The organism is Micrococcus sp. PSi08, assembly GCF_054960655.1.
This window is the reverse complement of sequence record NZ_JBHNYP010000025.1, coordinates 26,520-41,556: the sequence shown is the minus strand read 5'-3', so window position 1 is coordinate 41,556 and position 15,037 is coordinate 26,520. Positions and strand designations below refer to the sequence as shown.

The window sequence follows — 15,037 nt, the reverse complement described above, 5'->3', positions numbered from 1 at the left end:
AGGACCTCGTCCACAAGGCCGTACTCGAGGGCCTGCTCGGCCGAGAGGAACTTGTCCCGGTCGATGTCCTGCGAGACCTCCTCGGGCGTGCGGTTGGTGAGGGAGGCCAGCGTCTCCTCCATCCACACGCGCATCCGGTTGATCTCCTGGGCGTGGATCTCCAGGTCCGTGGCGGTGCCGCGGTCGCCCTGCATCGCCGGCTGGTGGATCAGCACGCGCGCGTTGGGCAGCGCCAGACGCTTGCCGGGGGCGCCCGCGGCCAGCAGCACGGCCGCGGCGGAGGCGGCCTGGCCCAGGCACACGGTCTGCACCTCGGGGCGGATGAACTGCATGGTGTCGTAGATCGCCGTCATGGCCGTGAACGAGCCGCCCGGCGAGTTGATGTACAGGGTGATGTCACGCTCGGAGTCCATCGCCTCGAGCACGAGCAGCTGGGCCATCACGTCGTCGGCCGACGCGTCGTCCACCTGCGCGCCGAGGAAGACGATGCGGTCCTCGAAGAGCTTGGCGTAGGGGTCCTGGCGCTTGAAGCCGTAGGGGGTGCGCTCCTCGAACTGCGGGAGGATGTAGCGCGCGTCCGGCGTGGGCAGGGAGGGCATCCCGGTGGGGAGCCCGGCGGGGAACTGGGTCATTCTTGGTCTCCTGGAGAGGGTCGGGACGGTCCGGGCCGGGCTCAGCCCCGGACGCCGCCGCCGCCGGTCACGGACGCGGCACGGTCGGCGATGTGGTCGATGAAGCCGTACTCGAGGGCCTCCTGCGCGGTGAACCACTTGTCACGCGCGTTGTCCTCGAGGATGGTCTCCACGGACTGGCCGGTCTGCTCGGCGGTCAGCTCCGCCATCACCTGCTTCATGTGCAGGATCAGCTGGGCCTGGATGCGGATGTCCGACTCGGTGCCGCCGATGCCGCCGGAGGGCTGGTGCATCAGCACGCGGGCGTGGGGGGTGGCGTAGCGCTTGCCCTTGGTGCCCGAGGCGAGCAGGAACTGGCCCATGGACGCGGCGAGGCCGGTGGCCACCGTCACGACGTCGTTGGGGATGTACTGCATCGTGTCGTAGATCGCCATGCCCGCGGTGACGGAGCCGCCCGGGGAGTTGATGTACAGGTAGATGTCCTTCTCCGTGTCCTCGGCCGAGAGCAGGAGCAGCTGGGAGCAGATCGCGTTGGCGTTGTCGTCACGGACGTCCTCGCCCAGCCAGACGATGCGCGACTTCAGCAGCTGGGTGTAGAGGAAATCCTCGCGCTGCGCCGGGTCCACCGAACGCATGCTGGGGGTGATGTCGGTCATCACTTCCGCCTTCCTGTCGAGATGTCCACGGGCCCCCCGAACGGCGGCCGCTCGCGCGGACGGACGGGTCCCTGATCGAGTCCGACACTAGCCGGGCGTCCGGGCCAGCGCGCGGGACGCCGTCGGCGTTTCGCTGTTGGCGCAGGTTGTCGCGGACCCCGCCCGGGGCCGCCCACCGGGGCCCCGGGACGACGACGGCGCCCCCACCGGCGTGGGCGGGGGCGCCGTCGTCGTGGCTCGGCGGGGGTGCGTCCCCACCGGCCGGGATCAGGCCTGCTCGGCCGCCTCGGCGTCGTCGGCCTGCTCGGCCGGGGCCTTCTTGGCCGTCGACTTCTTCTTGGCCGGGGCCTTCTCGGCGGGCTTCTCCTCCGCCTCGTCGGCGCCCTCGGCCTCGGCGCCCTCGGCCTCAGCGTCGAGGGCCTCCTGGCCGCCCGGGGTCACGAACGCCGTCAGGTCCACGGCCTTGCCGTCGGTGTCGGTGACCTCGGCGTACTCGAGGACCTTGGCCAGGGCCTTGCGGCGGCGGACCTCGCCCATGATCATCGGGATCTGCCCGCCCTGGTCGAGCATCATGGCGAACTGGTTCGGGTCCATGCCGTACTCGGAGGAGGTGGCGATGATGTACTCGATCAGCTCACCCTGGTCGACCGTGACCTCCTCGGCCTCGGCGACCTCGTCCAGGATGACCTCGTTGGCGAACGCCTCGCGGGTGTTCTGCTCGAGCTCGGCACGGTGCTCGGCGGTGTCGTGGTCGTCGCCCGCGGTGTGGCCGCCGGCGGAGAAGTGCTGCTCGACCTGCTCGGCGATGACGCCGTCCGGCACCGGGACCTCGACGAGCTTGGCCAGCTCCTCGAGGACCTTGTCGCGGGCCTCGACGCCCTGGCGGTTCACGGCCTCCTCGGCGGCCTGCTTCTTCAGGTCCTCCTTGAGCTCGGCGATGGTGTCGAACTCGGAGGCCAGCTGGGCGAACTCGTCGTCGGCCTCGGGCAGCTCGCGCTCCTTGACGGCCGTCAGCTCCAGCTTGACCACGGCGGTCTCGCCGTCGTGCTCGCCGCCGTTGAGCGTGGTCTCGAAGGTGGCGTCCTCGCCGGCGGACAGGCCGTCGAGGGCCTCGTCGATGCCCTCGAGCATGGTGCCGGCGCCCACCTGGTAGGACAGGCCCTCGGCCTGGTCGACCTGCTCGCCGTCGACCGTGGCGGTCAGGTTCATCGTGACGAAGTCGTCCTGGGCGGCCGGGCGGTCCACATCCTTGAGGGAGCCGAAGCGCGAGCGCAGGGCGTCGAGGGCCTTCTGCTCGTCCTCCTCGGTGGCCTGGGCGGGCTCCACCGTCACCTTGAGGCCCTTGTAGTCGGGCAGCTCGATGGTCGGGCGCACGTCGAACTCGGCGGTGAAGGCCACCGGGCCCTCGGCGTTCTCCGCGTCCGGGGTGGCGGTCACGTCGACCTCGGGGCGGGAGATCGGCGTGACCTCGGCCTCGGCGATGGCGGCGGAGAACCAGGTGTTCAGGCCCTCGTTGACGGCCTGGTCCACGACGATCTCGCGGCCGAAGCGCTGCTCGATCAGGCGCGCCGGGATCTTGCCCTTGCGGAAGCCCGGGATCTGGACCTGGTTGGCGATGTCCTTGAACGCCTTGTCCAGGGCGGGCTTCACCTCCTCGAACGGCACCTCGACGGTCAGCTTGACGCGGGTCGGGCTGAGGTTCTCTGCGGTGGACTTGACCACGGATGACTCCTGTTGGTGGTGGTGGATGGTCTTGACGTCGAGTCGGGGTGACAGGATTTGAACCTGCGGCCTCACGCTCCCAAAGCGCGCGCTCTACCAAGCTGAGCTACACCCCGCCGTCGTCCCCGACGCCGGCGGGCTCACGCGGTGGAGGCTCGCCGGACACCCGAGGGACTGCCCGAGGGCAGACTGTGGAATCCTAGCGCGCCGTCTCGCGCCCCGCGAAAAGCCGCGACCGCCGGCCCGTGAAGCCGTCCATCGTGGCGTTGACCCCGAGGACGTCCATCGCGCGGTCGAAGACGGGCGCCGGCAGGGCGCGCAGGGGCGCGATCAGACCGACGGCGCGCGGCAGCAGCAGGCGGGTGCGGCCGGCCTCGACGGCGTCCAGCACCTCCTGCGCCACGTGGCGCGGATCCAGCACGGGCAGCAGCCAGGGCACCCGGCTGCGCACGCCCGCGAACATCCCGGTGTCGATGTAGAAGGGGCAGACGGCGAGGGAGGTGACGCGGCTGCCGTCCTTGCGCAGCTCCGCGGCGAGGGACTCGGCGAAGCCGACCGCGGCGTGCTTGGTGGCGGAATAGTCCGTCTGGCGCGCGACGCCGACCAACCCCGCGGCCGAGGCCACCGTGACCACGGCCCCGCGGTCCCGGGCCCGCATTCCGGGCAGGACCGCCCGGGTCAGCCAGTACGGCGCGAGTGCGTTCACCTCGAAGGTGCGGCGGATGCCCTCCTCCGTGGCGTCCTCGAGGCGCACGCCCGTCACGACGCCCGCGTTGTTCACGGCGACGTCCACCTCTCCGGCGCGGGCGGCGGCGGCCTCGACGGCGGCCGCGTCCGTCACGTCCACGCGCTCGGCCTGGGCGTCCGCGCCCTGAGACCGGATCTCGGCGGCGACGGCCTCAGCCCCCTGCAGGTCGAGGTCCCAGACGACGACGCGGCCCGCGCCGCGGCGGGCGGCCCCCAGGGCGATCAGTCGACCGATGCCGGACGCGCCGCCCGTCACGAGGACGGTGGCGCCGCGCAGGGACAGGGGACGACGGCCGGCGAGGGCGGACGCGGCCCTGCGGAGGGCGGGACGGGAGCCGTGCATCATGCCTCTTCCCCCACGGCCGACGCGGGCCCGCCGTGATACGGTGTCAGCCGCTGGTCCGCGCCGAGCGCGGCCCCGCGGGGATGTAGCTCAATGGTAGAGCCCCAGTCTTCCAAACTGGCTACGCGGGTTCGATTCCCGTCATCCCCTCCGGACCTCATGAGCCGGGTCATCGTGTGCACACGATGGCCCGGCTCATGGCTTTCTCGGGTGCGTCGTCGTCCGCGCCGGTGCCTTGACCGCTGTGCCCGGTCGGGCCTGCTACAGGCCCCTCAGCTCTGACAGGTGAGGCACCGGTAGAGCTTCCGGGCCGCCATCTCCTCCACCACGATCGTCTCGCGCCCGCACACGAGGCAGGCCAGGCCCTGCCGCTGGTACACGTAGTTCGCGTGCTCGGGCCAGGCCGATTCGGCAGGGATCCCCGGCCGGTGCTCGGGCCGCGTGGTGACGATCCGCCCGAGCCGCACGCCCTCCCGCATGAGCGCGGCGTTGTCCGCCCAGAGGAATGCCAGGTCCGACGCGGAGACCTCCCGGGCCGGCCGCCACGGGTCGATGCCGGCGCGGAACAGCGCCTCGGCCCGGAAGATGTTGCCGATCCCGCTGACGGCCGCCTGGTCCATCAGCACGACGCCGATCGGCCGCCGTGTCCGCCGGGCGAGGTCGTAGAACGGCGCGGGATCGTCGTCGCTCAGCGGATCCGGGCCCAGGCCGGCGACGACGTCGGCAGCCTCGGCCGGAGTGAGCGCGCGGCACCGGCTCGCGCCGATCAGGTCGGCCCAGCCGTGCTCGGCGCGCAGTCGCAGCCGGACCGTGGCGGCCGGCGGCGGGGGCTGGACCCAGCCGTCGGCGTCGCGAGCGGGCTCGGCGGCCGGGGCGCCGTCGTCGTGGACCTCCCGCTCGCCGATCCGGCGGGGTGCGCCGATCGAGGACGCGGCCGCGAAGTCCTGATCCCCGCCGAAGGTCCACGCCCCGTACATGCCCAGGTGGACGTGGAGCACGTGGCCGCCGGAGACGTCGGCGAAGAAGTGCTTGCCGTGGGCCCGGGCGCGCTTCAGGACCTGGCCGTCGAGCAGGGCGGCCCCCTCGGCGAAGCGGCCCTGCGGACTCGTGGCGCGGATCCGGCGGCCGCCGAAGACGTCGGTGAACTGGCGCGCGAGACGGTGGACGGAGTGGCCCTCAGGCACTCACATCAGCACCTCTCCGGTGGTCTCGTAGTGCGCGATCTTCCCGATGCGGCGCACGTGGCGCTCGTCCTGGGAGAACGGTTCGGCCAGGAACGCCTCGATGAGCTCGGTGGCCTCCTCGAGCGAGTGCTGTCGACCGCCGACGGCCACGACGTTCGCGTCGTTGTGCGCGCGGGCCAGCCGCGCCGTGTCCAGGTTCCAGGCCAGGGCGGCTCGGACGCCGGCCACCTTGTTGGCGGCGATCTGCTCGCCGTTGCCGGAGCCGCCCAGCACGATGCCGAGCGAGTCCAGTCCCTGCTCGCGGTCGGCGACGACGGCGCGGGCGGCGTTGATGCAGAAGCCCGGGTAGTCGTCCTGCGCGTCGTACTCGGTGGGTCCGTGGTCCACCATCTCGTAGCCAGCGGCGGTGAGGTGCTCCACCAGGTGGGCGGACAGCTCCATGCCGGCGTGGTCGGTGGCGATGTGGACGCGCATGCGCAGACTCCTCCAGAAGGACGACGGTCGGGTGGGGTCAGTCTACTGACGGCCCCACCCGACCCCCTGCCCCGGGGCGGGCCGGCTCAGATCAGCGCGACCGATCGCTCGGGCTCGCGCACCGGCATGGGCTCGGGCTCCCCACTCGCCGAGGAGAGGAAGCCCTCCCCGGTGAAGTGGCCGTTGCGGGCGCGGAAGTCGTAGGCGTAGTCGGGCCAGATCAGCGTCAACTTGCCCGAGCGGGGGTCGACGTACCAGGAGTGGCAGCCGCCGTCCACGAGCCACACCGAGGTGGCGGCCCGCTCCTGGAGACGGTCCACGTACTCCTCCTGGGCGAGTGTCTCGGGGACCATCGTCCTAATTCCCTCGTGCTCCACCCGGTCCAGGGCCTCCACGATGTACGCGATCTGCGACTCGATGATGTAGACGATCGAGTTGTGCCCCAGCGAGGTGTTCGGCCCGTTGATGGCGAACAGATTCGGAAATCCCGCCACGGCCGTGGAGTCGAACGCCGCCATGCCGCTGCTCCAGTGATCGGCCAGGGAACGGCCCTCACCGTCGTGGACGCGCTCGGCGAACGGCGGCTGGGCCGCCTCGAAGCCGGTGCAGAGGACGACGACGTCGACCTCGTACCCGTGACCGCTCACGCCGAACAGCCGGCTCCCCTCGACGCGGTCCAGCGCGCTGTCCTCCAGGGTGACGTTGTCCCGGGCCATGGCCGGGTAGTAGTCGTTGGAGACGAGCACACGCTTGCAGCCCGGCAGGTACCGCGGCGTGAGGCGCTCGCGGAGCTCGGGGTCAGAGACCGCGGCGGCCAGGTGCCCGAGGGCCTGGGCCCGGACCTGGTCCAGTGCGGCCGGCACACCGCGGCGCTGGGCATAGTTCGACTCGGCGAACCAGAAGATGTCGTCGCGCTCGCGCTGCATGGTGTGCGGGGCGCGCTCGAACATGCGGCGCACGGCCGCGGAGTACGGCTTGACCACGCGCGGGGTGACCCACGCGGGGGTGCGCTGGAAGACGACGAGCTCGGCCGCCGTCGCCGCCAGCTCGGGGATGACCTGGATCGCGGAGGCGCCGGTGCCGACGACGGCGACACGCTTGCCCTTCAGGTCCACCGTGTGGTCCCAGCGGGCGGAATGGATGACCTCGCCCTCGAAGGCGTCGAGACCCGGGACGTCCGGCAGGCGGGGGTCGGCGAGGTGCCCGGTGCCCATGATGAGCCAGCGTCCCGTGTAGGTCCCGCGCGGCGTCCGCACCGTCCACCGCTCCGTCTCGGGGTCCCAGTGCGCTTCGAGCATGTCCGCCCCGAGACGCAGGTGCGGGGTGAGGCCCTCGTCCTCGGAGAAGCGCACGAGGTAGTCCTGGATCTCCGGACCCGGTGTGTAGAAGCCCGACCACTGCGGGTTCGGCGCGAAGGAGAAGCTGTAGAGGTGGCTCGGGACGTCGCACGCGGCACCCGGGTAGGTGTTGTCCCTCCAGGTCCCGCCGACCTGCTGGGCGCGGTCCAGGATGAGGAAGTCCTCGCGGCCGTGACGCCGCAGCTGGGCGCCCATGCCGAGGCCGGCGAATCCGGAGCCGATGATGAGGATCTCGGCGGACTCGTCGCGCGGTGCGGGGCGCACGTCGGTGGTGGTGGTCATGGCGGTGGTCATGGCTGGCCCCTCTCTCAGGCGTGGGTCTCGGGGATGATCGCGCCGGCCGGGTGGCGGTCGGGCTCGCGCAGGTACAGGTCGACGATCTGCATGAGTTCGGCCGGGCGCTCGAGGAAGAAGGCGTGGCCGCTCGTCATGGTCGTCAGCCGCGCGTCGTCGATGATGCCGAGCAGCTCGTACTGGTGATGGGGCGGGACCATGATGTCCTCGGCACAGGAGACGATCAGTGTCCGCGCGGTGACGGCGGAGAGACGGTCGGCGACGTCCACGCGGGCGTTCAGGTCCATCTGCCGGGCGGTGAACTCGTCCGCGGTCAGGGAGGCGAGCGCCCCGTCGAGCATGGCCGGGGTCAGGGAGCGCAGGGCCAGCGGGGACAGGCCGCAGAAGGCCGTGTAACGGGCCAGGGCATCAGGGCTCGTGGCGTACAGGTGCCGCCAGACCTCGTTGCGCAGGCGCTGGTGGACATCCGTCGTCGCCCAGCCGGCCACGAGCACGAGGTTCTCCACACGGCGACCGAGGTCGGCGGCCAGCTGCCCGGCCACGACGGCGCCGAGTGAGTAGCCCAGCAGGTCGAACGCGGCGTCGGGGCCGAGGAGCTCGTCGACGACAGCCCGCACCTGGCCGACCAGCAGGTCGACGGTCAGGTCTGCGGCGGGGTCGGCCGTCGGCGCCCAGTCGACGGCGATGACGCGCGTCCGCGTGGCCATCATCGGGAACAGGTGGCCGAAGTGCGAGGCGGTCGTCCCGCCCGTGCCGTGGACCAGCACGAGAGGCCGGTCGAGCTCCCCGGGCGTCACCGAGTCGTGGCAGGTGACGGAAGCACCGTCCACGCTGACGGTGCGCGTGACGGTCGATGCGGTCAGTGGCATGGGGCTCCTCCTGGATACCAATATGTGGACTATTGGACCCGACACCCGCGATGCGACGCACCCTACATGTCCCAGCATGGCGTGTTCATTTCTCATAATGCAAGCAGGGGCGGCAATCATTGAGTCCATCAGATGGAACTGGCTCCGACGCCGGAGCTGCGGCACGATGGACCGGTGACCCCTCTGACCCCACCCACCGGCGTCCTGCCCCGCGCCGCCCTCGTGATGCGCCTGCTGCACGAGGCCGGACCCGCCGGCCTGCGGCTGAGCCAGCTCGTCCAGCGGACGGGCCTGCCCCAGCCCACCGCCCATCGACTGCTGGCCGACCTGGCGGAGGAGGGTGCCGTGACCCGGCGCGGGGCCGCCTATGCGCTCGGTGATCGGTGGGGCCCGGTCGGGTTCGAACCGGTGACGCCGCGGTGCCTGATCGAACGCGAGGCCAGCCGGGCCGTGGTCCAGGCCGCCGCGGACGAGCTGGGGGACACGGTCTACCTGGCGGCACGGGCTGCGGGCGGAGTGGCCTACCTCCTGCGATGCGACGGCGACTCCCCCGTGCGCGTCTTCACCGTGGAGGTCGGCGAGGTCAAGCGGCTTGCCGCCGGGTACGCCGGCATCGCGCTCCTGGCCGCCCTGCCGCCCGAGCGCCGGCGAGCGGAGGTGGACGCGGTCGTCGCCCGGCCTCCCCGCCGCTGGAACCTGACGGATGACGGGGCCCTGCACGACCTGCTGGACACCCTGCTGCGTCAGATGGACGAGCAGGGGTGGTGCGGCGGTGTGCCGGTCGTGCCCGGGGTGGCCGGAGTCGCCTGTGGCGTCCCGGCGCGGACGGGAGGCATCCCCCAGGTGTCCCTCACCGCCTCGGCGGCCGAGCAGCGGATGCCACCGGCACGCGTGCCCGAGGTGGCTGAGGTGCTGCGTGCGGCGGCGACCCGACTGGCCGAGATCGGGGGCTGAGCACGCCGGCCGGCCCGCCCTTCCGCGGCCGTCCACGACGCCCGGGCCAGGTGGCACACTGGGGAGCACCGTGCCATGGCCCCCATCACAGGCGCCCGGCCGTGCCGCATCCACCCGACCCCAGGAGGAGTCCGACCGTGACCACCGCCGCCGCCATGAACATCACCCGCGAAGAGGCCGCCGCGCGCGCGGCCGCCCTCACCGTGGACGCGTACGAGGTGAGCCTGGACCTCACCCGCGGAGCGGAGCACTTCCACACGGCCACCACCGTGACGTTCGCGGCCACGCAGGACGCGGTGGGCACCCACACGTGGATCGACTTCGTGGCGGAGCAGGCTCCCACGGTGACCCTCAACGGCGAGGCCCTGGACGTGGCGGACTTCGACGGCGCCCGACTGCGGATCGGCCCGCTGGCGGCGCAGAACACCCTCGTGGTCGACGGGCTCGGGGACTACAGCAACACCGGCGAGGGCCTGCACCGGTTCGTGGACCCCGTGGACCAGGAGGTCTACCTCTACACCCAGTTCGAGGTGCCGGACTCCCGCCGCATGTTCGCGGTGTTCGAGCAGCCCGACCTCAAGGCCGCGTTCCGCTTCACGGTGACCGCGCCGGCGCACTGGGCCGTGGTGTCCAACCAGCCGGAGGCCTCCCGCCGCACCCTCGGCGTCGTGGCGAACGAGGAGAACCCGCAGGGGGTGGACGCCGCGGTCTGGGAGTTCAAGCCCACCCCGCGCATCCCCTCCTACATCACCGCGCTCGTCGCCGGCCCGTACGCCTCCGTGCACTCGGAGCTGACCAGCGCCGACGGCCGCACGATCCCCCTCGGCGTCTACTGCCGCGCGTCGCTGGTGGAGCACCTGGATGCGGAGAACGTCTTCGAGCTCACCCGCCAGGGATTCGAGTTCTTCGAGGCCCAGTACGGCCACGCCTACCCGTTCGAGAAGTACGACCAGCTGTTCGTGCCCGAGTTCAACGCCGGCGCGATGGAGAACGCCGGTTGTGTGACCTTCCTCGAGTCGTACGTCTTCCGCGGGACCGTGCCGGAGGCGCTGATCGAGCGCCGCGCCATCACGATCCTCCACGAGCTCGCCCACATGTGGTTCGGCGACCTGGTCACCATGCGCTGGTGGAACGACCTGTGGCTCAACGAGTCGTTCGCCGAGTTCATGTCCACGCTCGCCGCCGCTGAGAACACGCAGTACACCGGCGCCTGGACCACCTTCTCCTCCATGGAGAAGAACTGGGCCTACCGCCAGGACCAGCTCTCCTCCACGCACCCCATCAAGGCCCGGATCCGCGACCTCGACGACGTGCTCGTCAACTTCGACGGCATCACCTACGCCAAGGGCGCCTCGGTGCTCCGCCAGCTCGTGGCCTGGGTGGGCCAGGAGAACTTCATGGTCGGCGTCCGCGCGTACATCGCCAAGCACGCGTGGCAGAACACGGAGCTGCCGGACCTCATGACCGAGCTCGAGGCCGCGTCCGGCCGCGACCTGTCCGAATGGACCCGCGTGTGGCTCGAGACCTCGGGCGTGAACACGCTGCGCACCGAGGTGGAGACGGATGAGGCCGGCACCATCACCGCGCTGCGTCTGCGCCAGAGCGCCCCGGACGGCTCACCGTCGGCGCCCGGCGACGACGTGCTCCGCCCCCACCGTCTGGCCGTGGGCTTCTACGACGTGGACGAGGCCACCGGCCGCCTGATCCGCACCGAGCGCTTCGAGCTCGACGTGGCCGGGGAGGTGACCGAGGTCGTCGAGGCCGCCGCCCGCCGTCGTCCCGCCGTGATCCTGCCCAACGACGACGACCTGGCCTACGCCAAGCTGCGCCTCGACGACGCCTCGTGGGAGGCCGCGTCCACCCGTCTGAAGGATGTGGACGGCTCCCTGGCGCGCACGCTGCTGTGGGGGGCGGCCTGGGACACCGTGCGCGACGGCGAGGCCTCCGCCGCCTGGTTCGTCGACCTCGTCCTCGCCAACGTCGGCCACGAGCGGGACTCCTCCGTGGTGCAGACGCTGCTGCGCCAGCTCGCGACGGCGATCGGCCTGTACCTGCCCGAGGACCAGGCCGAGGCCGTGCGGGTCGCGGCGGCCGACCGTCTGTGGGGCCTCGTCGCGGAGGCCGAGGACGGCTCGGACAACCAGCTGCAGTTCGTCAAGGCGTTCGCCCTGCACGCGCGCACCACGGCGCAGCTGGACCGCCTGTCCGCCCTCGTCGACGGCACCCGCACCGTGCCCGGGCTGGACCTCACCACGGACCTGCGCTGGGAGCTGCTCACCGCGCTGGTGGCGGCCGGCCGCGCCGGGGAGGCCGAGATCGCCGAGGCCGAGCGCGCCGACGCGACCGCCACGGGCGCGCTCGCCGCGATCCAGGCCCGGGCCGCCGTGCCGACGGCCGAGGCGAAGCGCGCGGTCTGGGACCGGGTGATGGCCGGCGAACTGTCCAACACGGAGCAGCGCCAGGCCCTGATCGGGTTCGCCCGGGTCCATGACGCCGCGCTGATCGCGCCCTTCGCGGACGCCTACTTCGAGGGCGTCGAGGCGATGTGGGACTCCCGTTCTCACGAGATGGCCGAGACCGCCGCGACGCTGGGCTACCCGACCGCCCAGGTCACCCCGGAGATCGCCGACCGCGCCACCGCCCTGTCCGAGCGGCTGGCCGACACCCGCGCGGGGCTGTCCCGCGTCCTCGCCGAGGGCCGGGACGAGACGATCCGCGCCCTGGCCGCGCGCGAGCACGCGACGGCGCACGTGCATCAGGTCCACGCCGGGGCCTGAACCGGGCGGGGGCTGGTGGGCATTCCACGGAAGATGCCCTCCAGCACCGCCCCCGCCGCCGTCGAGGCGCGGGCTGGCTAGGCTGGAACCCATGAAGCACACCTTCTCCCTGCGCACCGAGTGGACGGGCGACCGCGGCTCGGGCACCTCCGGCGTCCGCGACTACGACCGCTCCGTGGTGATCCAGGACGCCGCCGTCGGCGAGATCCAGGCCTCGGCCGCCCGCCCCTTCCGCGGCGACGACTCGAAGTGGAACCCGGAGACCCTCCTGCTCGGCGCGCTCGCCGAGTGCCACGTGCTCTCGTACCTCCATGTCGCGGCGACCTCCGGGGTCGTGGTCACGGGGATGACGTGCGGGGTCGAGGGCGAGCTCGAGGTGGACGGCGACGGCGCCGGACGGTTCATCGCGATCACGCTGCGGCCCGAGGTCACGCTGCAGGACGAGGCCGACCGGGAGCGGGCCGAGGCCCTCCACGCCGAGGCGCACCGGCTGTGCTTCATCGCGAACTCGCTCTCGGCCCCGGTCACCGTCGAGCCGGTCCGCCCCGAGGCCCTGCCCACCGGCACGCCGACGCTGCCGGACCACTCCGCGCGCCTGGGCGCCCCCCTGGCGGTGCTGCGGCCGCGCGTCGCCAAGGGCCCGTCCCGTGTGACGGGCCTGGCGGAGCGGCCCACCGAGGTCGAGCCGGTGATGCAGGAGGGCACGCCCGCCCCGGTGGAGCAGGTGCGCGCCCGCGACGCCGCGGCGGGCCCCGCCGGTGCGACCCCGGGGACCCCGGCCGCGCCCGGTCAGGCCACCAGCTTCTACGACGCCGTCGGCGGCCGCCCGACCTTCGACCGGCTGACCGCCGAGTTCTACGCCCGCGTGCGCGAAGACGAGATCCTCGCCCCGATGTATCCGCAGGACGACTTCGAGGGCGCCCAGCGCCGGCTGCTGATGTTCCTGGAGCAGTACTGGGGCGGACCGCGGACGTACTCCGAGGAGCGCGGCCACCCCCGCCTGCGCATGCGCCACGCCTCGTATCGGATCGACCCGGCCGCGCGCGACGCGTGGCTGCGCCACATGCGCGCCGCCGTGGACACGCTGGAGCTGTCACCGCTGCACGAGGCCGAACTCTGGGACTACCTGGAGCGGGCCGCCCACTCCCTGCAGAACTCGGCCTGACCGGCCCGCGGTCCGCGCCCCGACATGGGGCGCGGGCTCACACCGCCATGGCGGGGCGGCCCAGTACGAAGCCGCCGGGGGTGTCCAGGCGCGTCCACGGCCCCGCCGTGCTGAGCCGGGCGCGGCCGCCGGGCCGCAGGAAGCCCAGCGCGTGCGCGCCGAAGGCCATGCCGGCCGGGAACTGCAGAGCGTCGCCCCCGAGCAGGGGTCCCCACATCTGCGCCCGGATCTTGCGGACCAGCGCCTCCCCCGGGTTCTCGGGCAGGGCGTCCCGCACGGCGTCGGCGCCGCGCGTGGCCACTTCGGCCAGCTCCTCGTCGGCGACCTCGGCCACGGGCGTCCAGCCGCCGCGGGGCGGGGTCAGCGCGGTCCAGGTGACGTGCTCGCGGCCCGGCGGCACGGCGAACGCCAGGTCGACGGGGTCCTGGCCGCGCATCCGGGCGGTGCGCTCGGTGACGGAGCCCAGGGCGACGACGGCGTCCAGGTCCGCCACGCCGTCGGCGGTCGCCAGGGGCACGGTGCGCAGCCCCAGGACGACGGGCACCCCGTCTCCGAGCCCGGCCGGCTGCAGCACGGAGACCCACTGGGCGAGCATCGGGGTGCGGGAGCGCCCTGCCTCAGGCACGACGTGCAGGCGCATCCCCGTGTCGGCGACGCGACGGGCGCGGGTGGCCAGCTGCTCGAGGTCCCGCACAGCGCGGTCGTCGACGAAGCGGAGGACTGGTGCGGCGGCGGAGTGCTCGGTCATGCAAGCATTGTCCCAGGTCCGTCGCGTCCCGGGCCGCCCCGCCGTCGCGGGGTCCATCCACGTCGAAGGAGCCGTTCGTGCCGCAGCGCCATCCCCGTCCCCGCCCCGGTCGCGCACCGGCCCGCCCGGCCTCGGCCCCGAAGGACCCCACCGACGTGCTGCGCGGGATCCTGGAGCTGACGCCGGCCGCGCCGGACCCGGTGACGGGTCAGGTCCGCTTCACGGGCACGACCCCCCGCCAGACGCACGGCCGGGTGTTCGGCGGCCAGGTGCTCGCCCAGGCTCTGGCGGCCGCCTCCCGCACGGTGCCGGCCGCCCGCCCCGCCCACTCGCTCCACGGCTACTTCATCCGCCCCGGGGACGCGCTGCAGCCCATCACGTTCACCGTCGAGACGCTGCGGGACGGCCGCTCCTTCTCCGTCCGCCGGGTGCTGGCCTCCCAGAACGAGAAGGCCATCCTCGCCCTGACCTGCTCCTTCCAGGAGCCCGCCGGCAGCGCGCTGGACCACCAGGTGGCCATGCCGGAGGGAGTGCCCCGGCCCGAGGACCTGCCCACGACGGCGGACGTGCTGGGCGGCATCAACCACCCCGTGGCCCAGGAGTGGGCCTGGTCCCGACCGTTCGACATCCGCCACGTCACCCCGGCCATCTATGTGGACCCGGCCGCGGAGACCGAGAACCGCAACATGGTGTGGATGAAGACCTTCACGCCCCTGGCGGACGACCCCGCGCTGCACCTGGCGGCGCTCACCTACGCCTCGGACTACACGCTCCTCGAGCCGATCCTGCGGCAGCACGGCGTGGCCTGGATCCAGCCCGGCATGTCCGCGGCCTCCCTCGACCACGCGATGTGGTTCCACCGGCCCGCCCGCGTCGACCAGTGGCTGCTCTACGTCCAAGACTCCCCCAGCGCCCAGGGCGCGCGCGGCCTCGGCACGGGCGCCGTGTTCACCGAGGACGGGACGCTCGTGGCCACGGTCGCCCAGGAGGGCATGATCCGCCTGCCCGAGGGGGCCGCCGCCCGGCGGGCGCGGGCCCGGGGCGCGGCCCAGCGCATGGCCCTGCGGACGGTGCTGCGCCGCAGCTGGCGGCGCTGACCCCGCCCCGGCACGAC

Annotated in this window: 13 protein-coding genes, 2 tRNA genes and 1 pseudogene; 6 read left to right on the top strand and 10 right to left on the bottom strand. The window is 72.8% G+C overall.

From position 1 onward, the window contains the following. The 5 genes from ACFI33_RS09530 to ACFI33_RS09510 all read right to left on the bottom strand — a co-directional run. Nucleotides 1–632, bottom strand: a 632-nt coding sequence (locus ACFI33_RS09530) for an ATP-dependent Clp protease proteolytic subunit (RefSeq protein ID WP_462623971.1), incomplete at its 3' end; no start/stop codon positions are given. A gap of 41 nt (nucleotides 633–673) precedes the next feature. Then, a complete protein-coding gene (locus tag ACFI33_RS09525; protein WP_152743804.1) occupies nucleotides 674–1,288 on the bottom strand; it encodes a ClpP family protease in 615 nt (204 codons plus the stop codon). 267 nt (nucleotides 1,289–1,555) lie between these two features. Then, a complete protein-coding gene (gene tig, locus ACFI33_RS09520) occupies nucleotides 1,556–3,010 on the bottom strand; it encodes a trigger factor (protein WP_036316981.1) in 1,455 nt (484 codons plus the stop codon). A gap of 42 nt (nucleotides 3,011–3,052) precedes the next feature. Further along, nucleotides 3,053–3,126, bottom strand: a tRNA-Pro gene (locus tag ACFI33_RS09515). A gap of 83 nt (nucleotides 3,127–3,209) precedes the next feature. Next, complete coding sequence (locus ACFI33_RS09510) at nucleotides 3,210–4,103, bottom strand: SDR family oxidoreductase (protein ID WP_036316872.1); 894 nt, start codon at nucleotides 4,101–4,103, stop codon at nucleotides 3,210–3,212. A gap of 76 nt (nucleotides 4,104–4,179) precedes the next feature. On the opposite strand from ACFI33_RS09510, the gene ACFI33_RS09505 reads away from it, so the two are divergent. After that, a tRNA-Gly gene (locus ACFI33_RS09505) sits at nucleotides 4,180–4,250 on the top strand. Nucleotides 4,251–4,372: 122 nt separating this feature from the next. Here ACFI33_RS09505 and ACFI33_RS09500 read toward each other — a convergent pair. From ACFI33_RS09500 to ACFI33_RS09485, 4 genes are all read right to left on the bottom strand, one after another. Then, nucleotides 4,373–5,284, bottom strand: coding sequence for an Fpg/Nei family DNA glycosylase (locus ACFI33_RS09500; protein ID WP_041104798.1), 912 nt, complete (start codon nucleotides 5,282–5,284; stop codon nucleotides 4,373–4,375). Then, nucleotides 5,285–5,758 (bottom strand): ribose-5-phosphate isomerase, encoded by a 474-nt coding sequence (locus ACFI33_RS09495; RefSeq protein WP_044659097.1) that lies wholly within the window; start codon nucleotides 5,756–5,758, stop codon nucleotides 5,285–5,287. A gap of 86 nt (nucleotides 5,759–5,844) precedes the next feature. Further along, on the bottom strand, nucleotides 5,845–7,410 hold the full coding sequence (locus tag ACFI33_RS09490) for a flavin-containing monooxygenase (RefSeq protein WP_222121322.1): 1,566 nt from the start codon (nucleotides 7,408–7,410) through the stop codon (nucleotides 5,845–5,847). Between the two features lie 14 nt (nucleotides 7,411–7,424). Next, nucleotides 7,425–8,279 carry an alpha/beta fold hydrolase gene (locus ACFI33_RS09485; protein ID WP_049146105.1) on the bottom strand — a complete coding sequence of 285 codons (855 nt, stop codon included), beginning with the start codon at nucleotides 8,277–8,279 and terminating at the stop codon, nucleotides 7,425–7,427. A gap of 174 nt (nucleotides 8,280–8,453) precedes the next feature. Between ACFI33_RS09485 and ACFI33_RS09480 the strand changes: the two genes are divergently transcribed. From ACFI33_RS09480 to ACFI33_RS09465, 4 genes and pseudogenes are all read left to right on the top strand, one after another. Continuing rightward, nucleotides 8,454–9,233 (top strand): IclR family transcriptional regulator, encoded by a 780-nt coding sequence (locus ACFI33_RS09480; RefSeq protein ID WP_462623969.1) that lies wholly within the window; start codon nucleotides 8,454–8,456, stop codon nucleotides 9,231–9,233. A 155-nt stretch (nucleotides 9,234–9,388) separates the two neighbouring features. Then, nucleotides 9,389–12,010: an aminopeptidase N gene (gene pepN, locus ACFI33_RS09475; protein WP_051995310.1), complete on the top strand. Its 2,622-nt coding sequence runs from the start codon at nucleotides 9,389–9,391 to the stop codon at nucleotides 12,008–12,010. 91 nt (nucleotides 12,011–12,101) lie between these two features. Continuing rightward, nucleotides 12,102–12,533 (top strand): annotated as a pseudogene (locus ACFI33_RS09470) (OsmC family protein); the annotation flags it as partial. 168 nt (nucleotides 12,534–12,701) lie between these two features. Continuing rightward, nucleotides 12,702–13,175, top strand: a complete 474-nt coding sequence (locus tag ACFI33_RS09465) for a globin (RefSeq protein WP_158184944.1) — start codon at nucleotides 12,702–12,704, stop codon at nucleotides 13,173–13,175. A 37-nt stretch (nucleotides 13,176–13,212) separates the two neighbouring features. Here the strand turns inward: ACFI33_RS09465 and ACFI33_RS09460 are convergent, their stop codons facing one another. Then, the gene (locus tag ACFI33_RS09460; RefSeq protein WP_070709569.1) at nucleotides 13,213–13,923 is read right to left on the bottom strand and encodes a hypothetical protein; all 711 of its coding nucleotides are present in this window, start codon (nucleotides 13,921–13,923) and stop codon (nucleotides 13,213–13,215) included. Between the two features lie 77 nt (nucleotides 13,924–14,000). Between ACFI33_RS09460 and ACFI33_RS09455 the strand changes: the two genes are divergently transcribed. Further along, on the top strand, nucleotides 14,001–15,020 hold the full coding sequence (locus ACFI33_RS09455; RefSeq protein WP_102708293.1) for an acyl-CoA thioesterase: 1,020 nt from the start codon (nucleotides 14,001–14,003) through the stop codon (nucleotides 15,018–15,020). Nucleotides 15,021–15,037 lie beyond the last annotated feature (17 nt).

Coding starts and splice junctions, on each gene's coding strand:
- pepN (WP_051995310.1), top strand. CDS start 9,389: ATGAACATCACCCGCGAAGAGGCCGCCGCGCGCGCGGCCGCCCTCACC.
- ACFI33_RS09495 (WP_044659097.1), bottom strand. CDS start 5,758: ATGCGCGTCCACATCGCCACCGACCACGCCGGCATGGAGCTGTCCGCC.
- ACFI33_RS09510 (WP_036316872.1), bottom strand. CDS start 4,103: ATGATGCACGGCTCCCGTCCCGCCCTCCGCAGGGCCGCGTCCGCCCTC.
- ACFI33_RS09525 (WP_152743804.1), bottom strand. CDS start 1,288: ATGACCGACATCACCCCCAGCATGCGTTCGGTGGACCCGGCGCAGCGC.
- ACFI33_RS09465 (WP_158184944.1), top strand. CDS start 12,702: ATGCAGGAGGGCACGCCCGCCCCGGTGGAGCAGGTGCGCGCCCGCGAC.
- ACFI33_RS09460 (WP_070709569.1), bottom strand. CDS start 13,923: ATGACCGAGCACTCCGCCGCCGCACCAGTCCTCCGCTTCGTCGACGAC.
- ACFI33_RS09490 (WP_222121322.1), bottom strand. CDS start 7,410: ATGACCACCGCCATGACCACCACCACCGACGTGCGCCCCGCACCGCGC.
- ACFI33_RS09485 (WP_049146105.1), bottom strand. CDS start 8,279: ATGCCACTGACCGCATCGACCGTCACGCGCACCGTCAGCGTGGACGGT.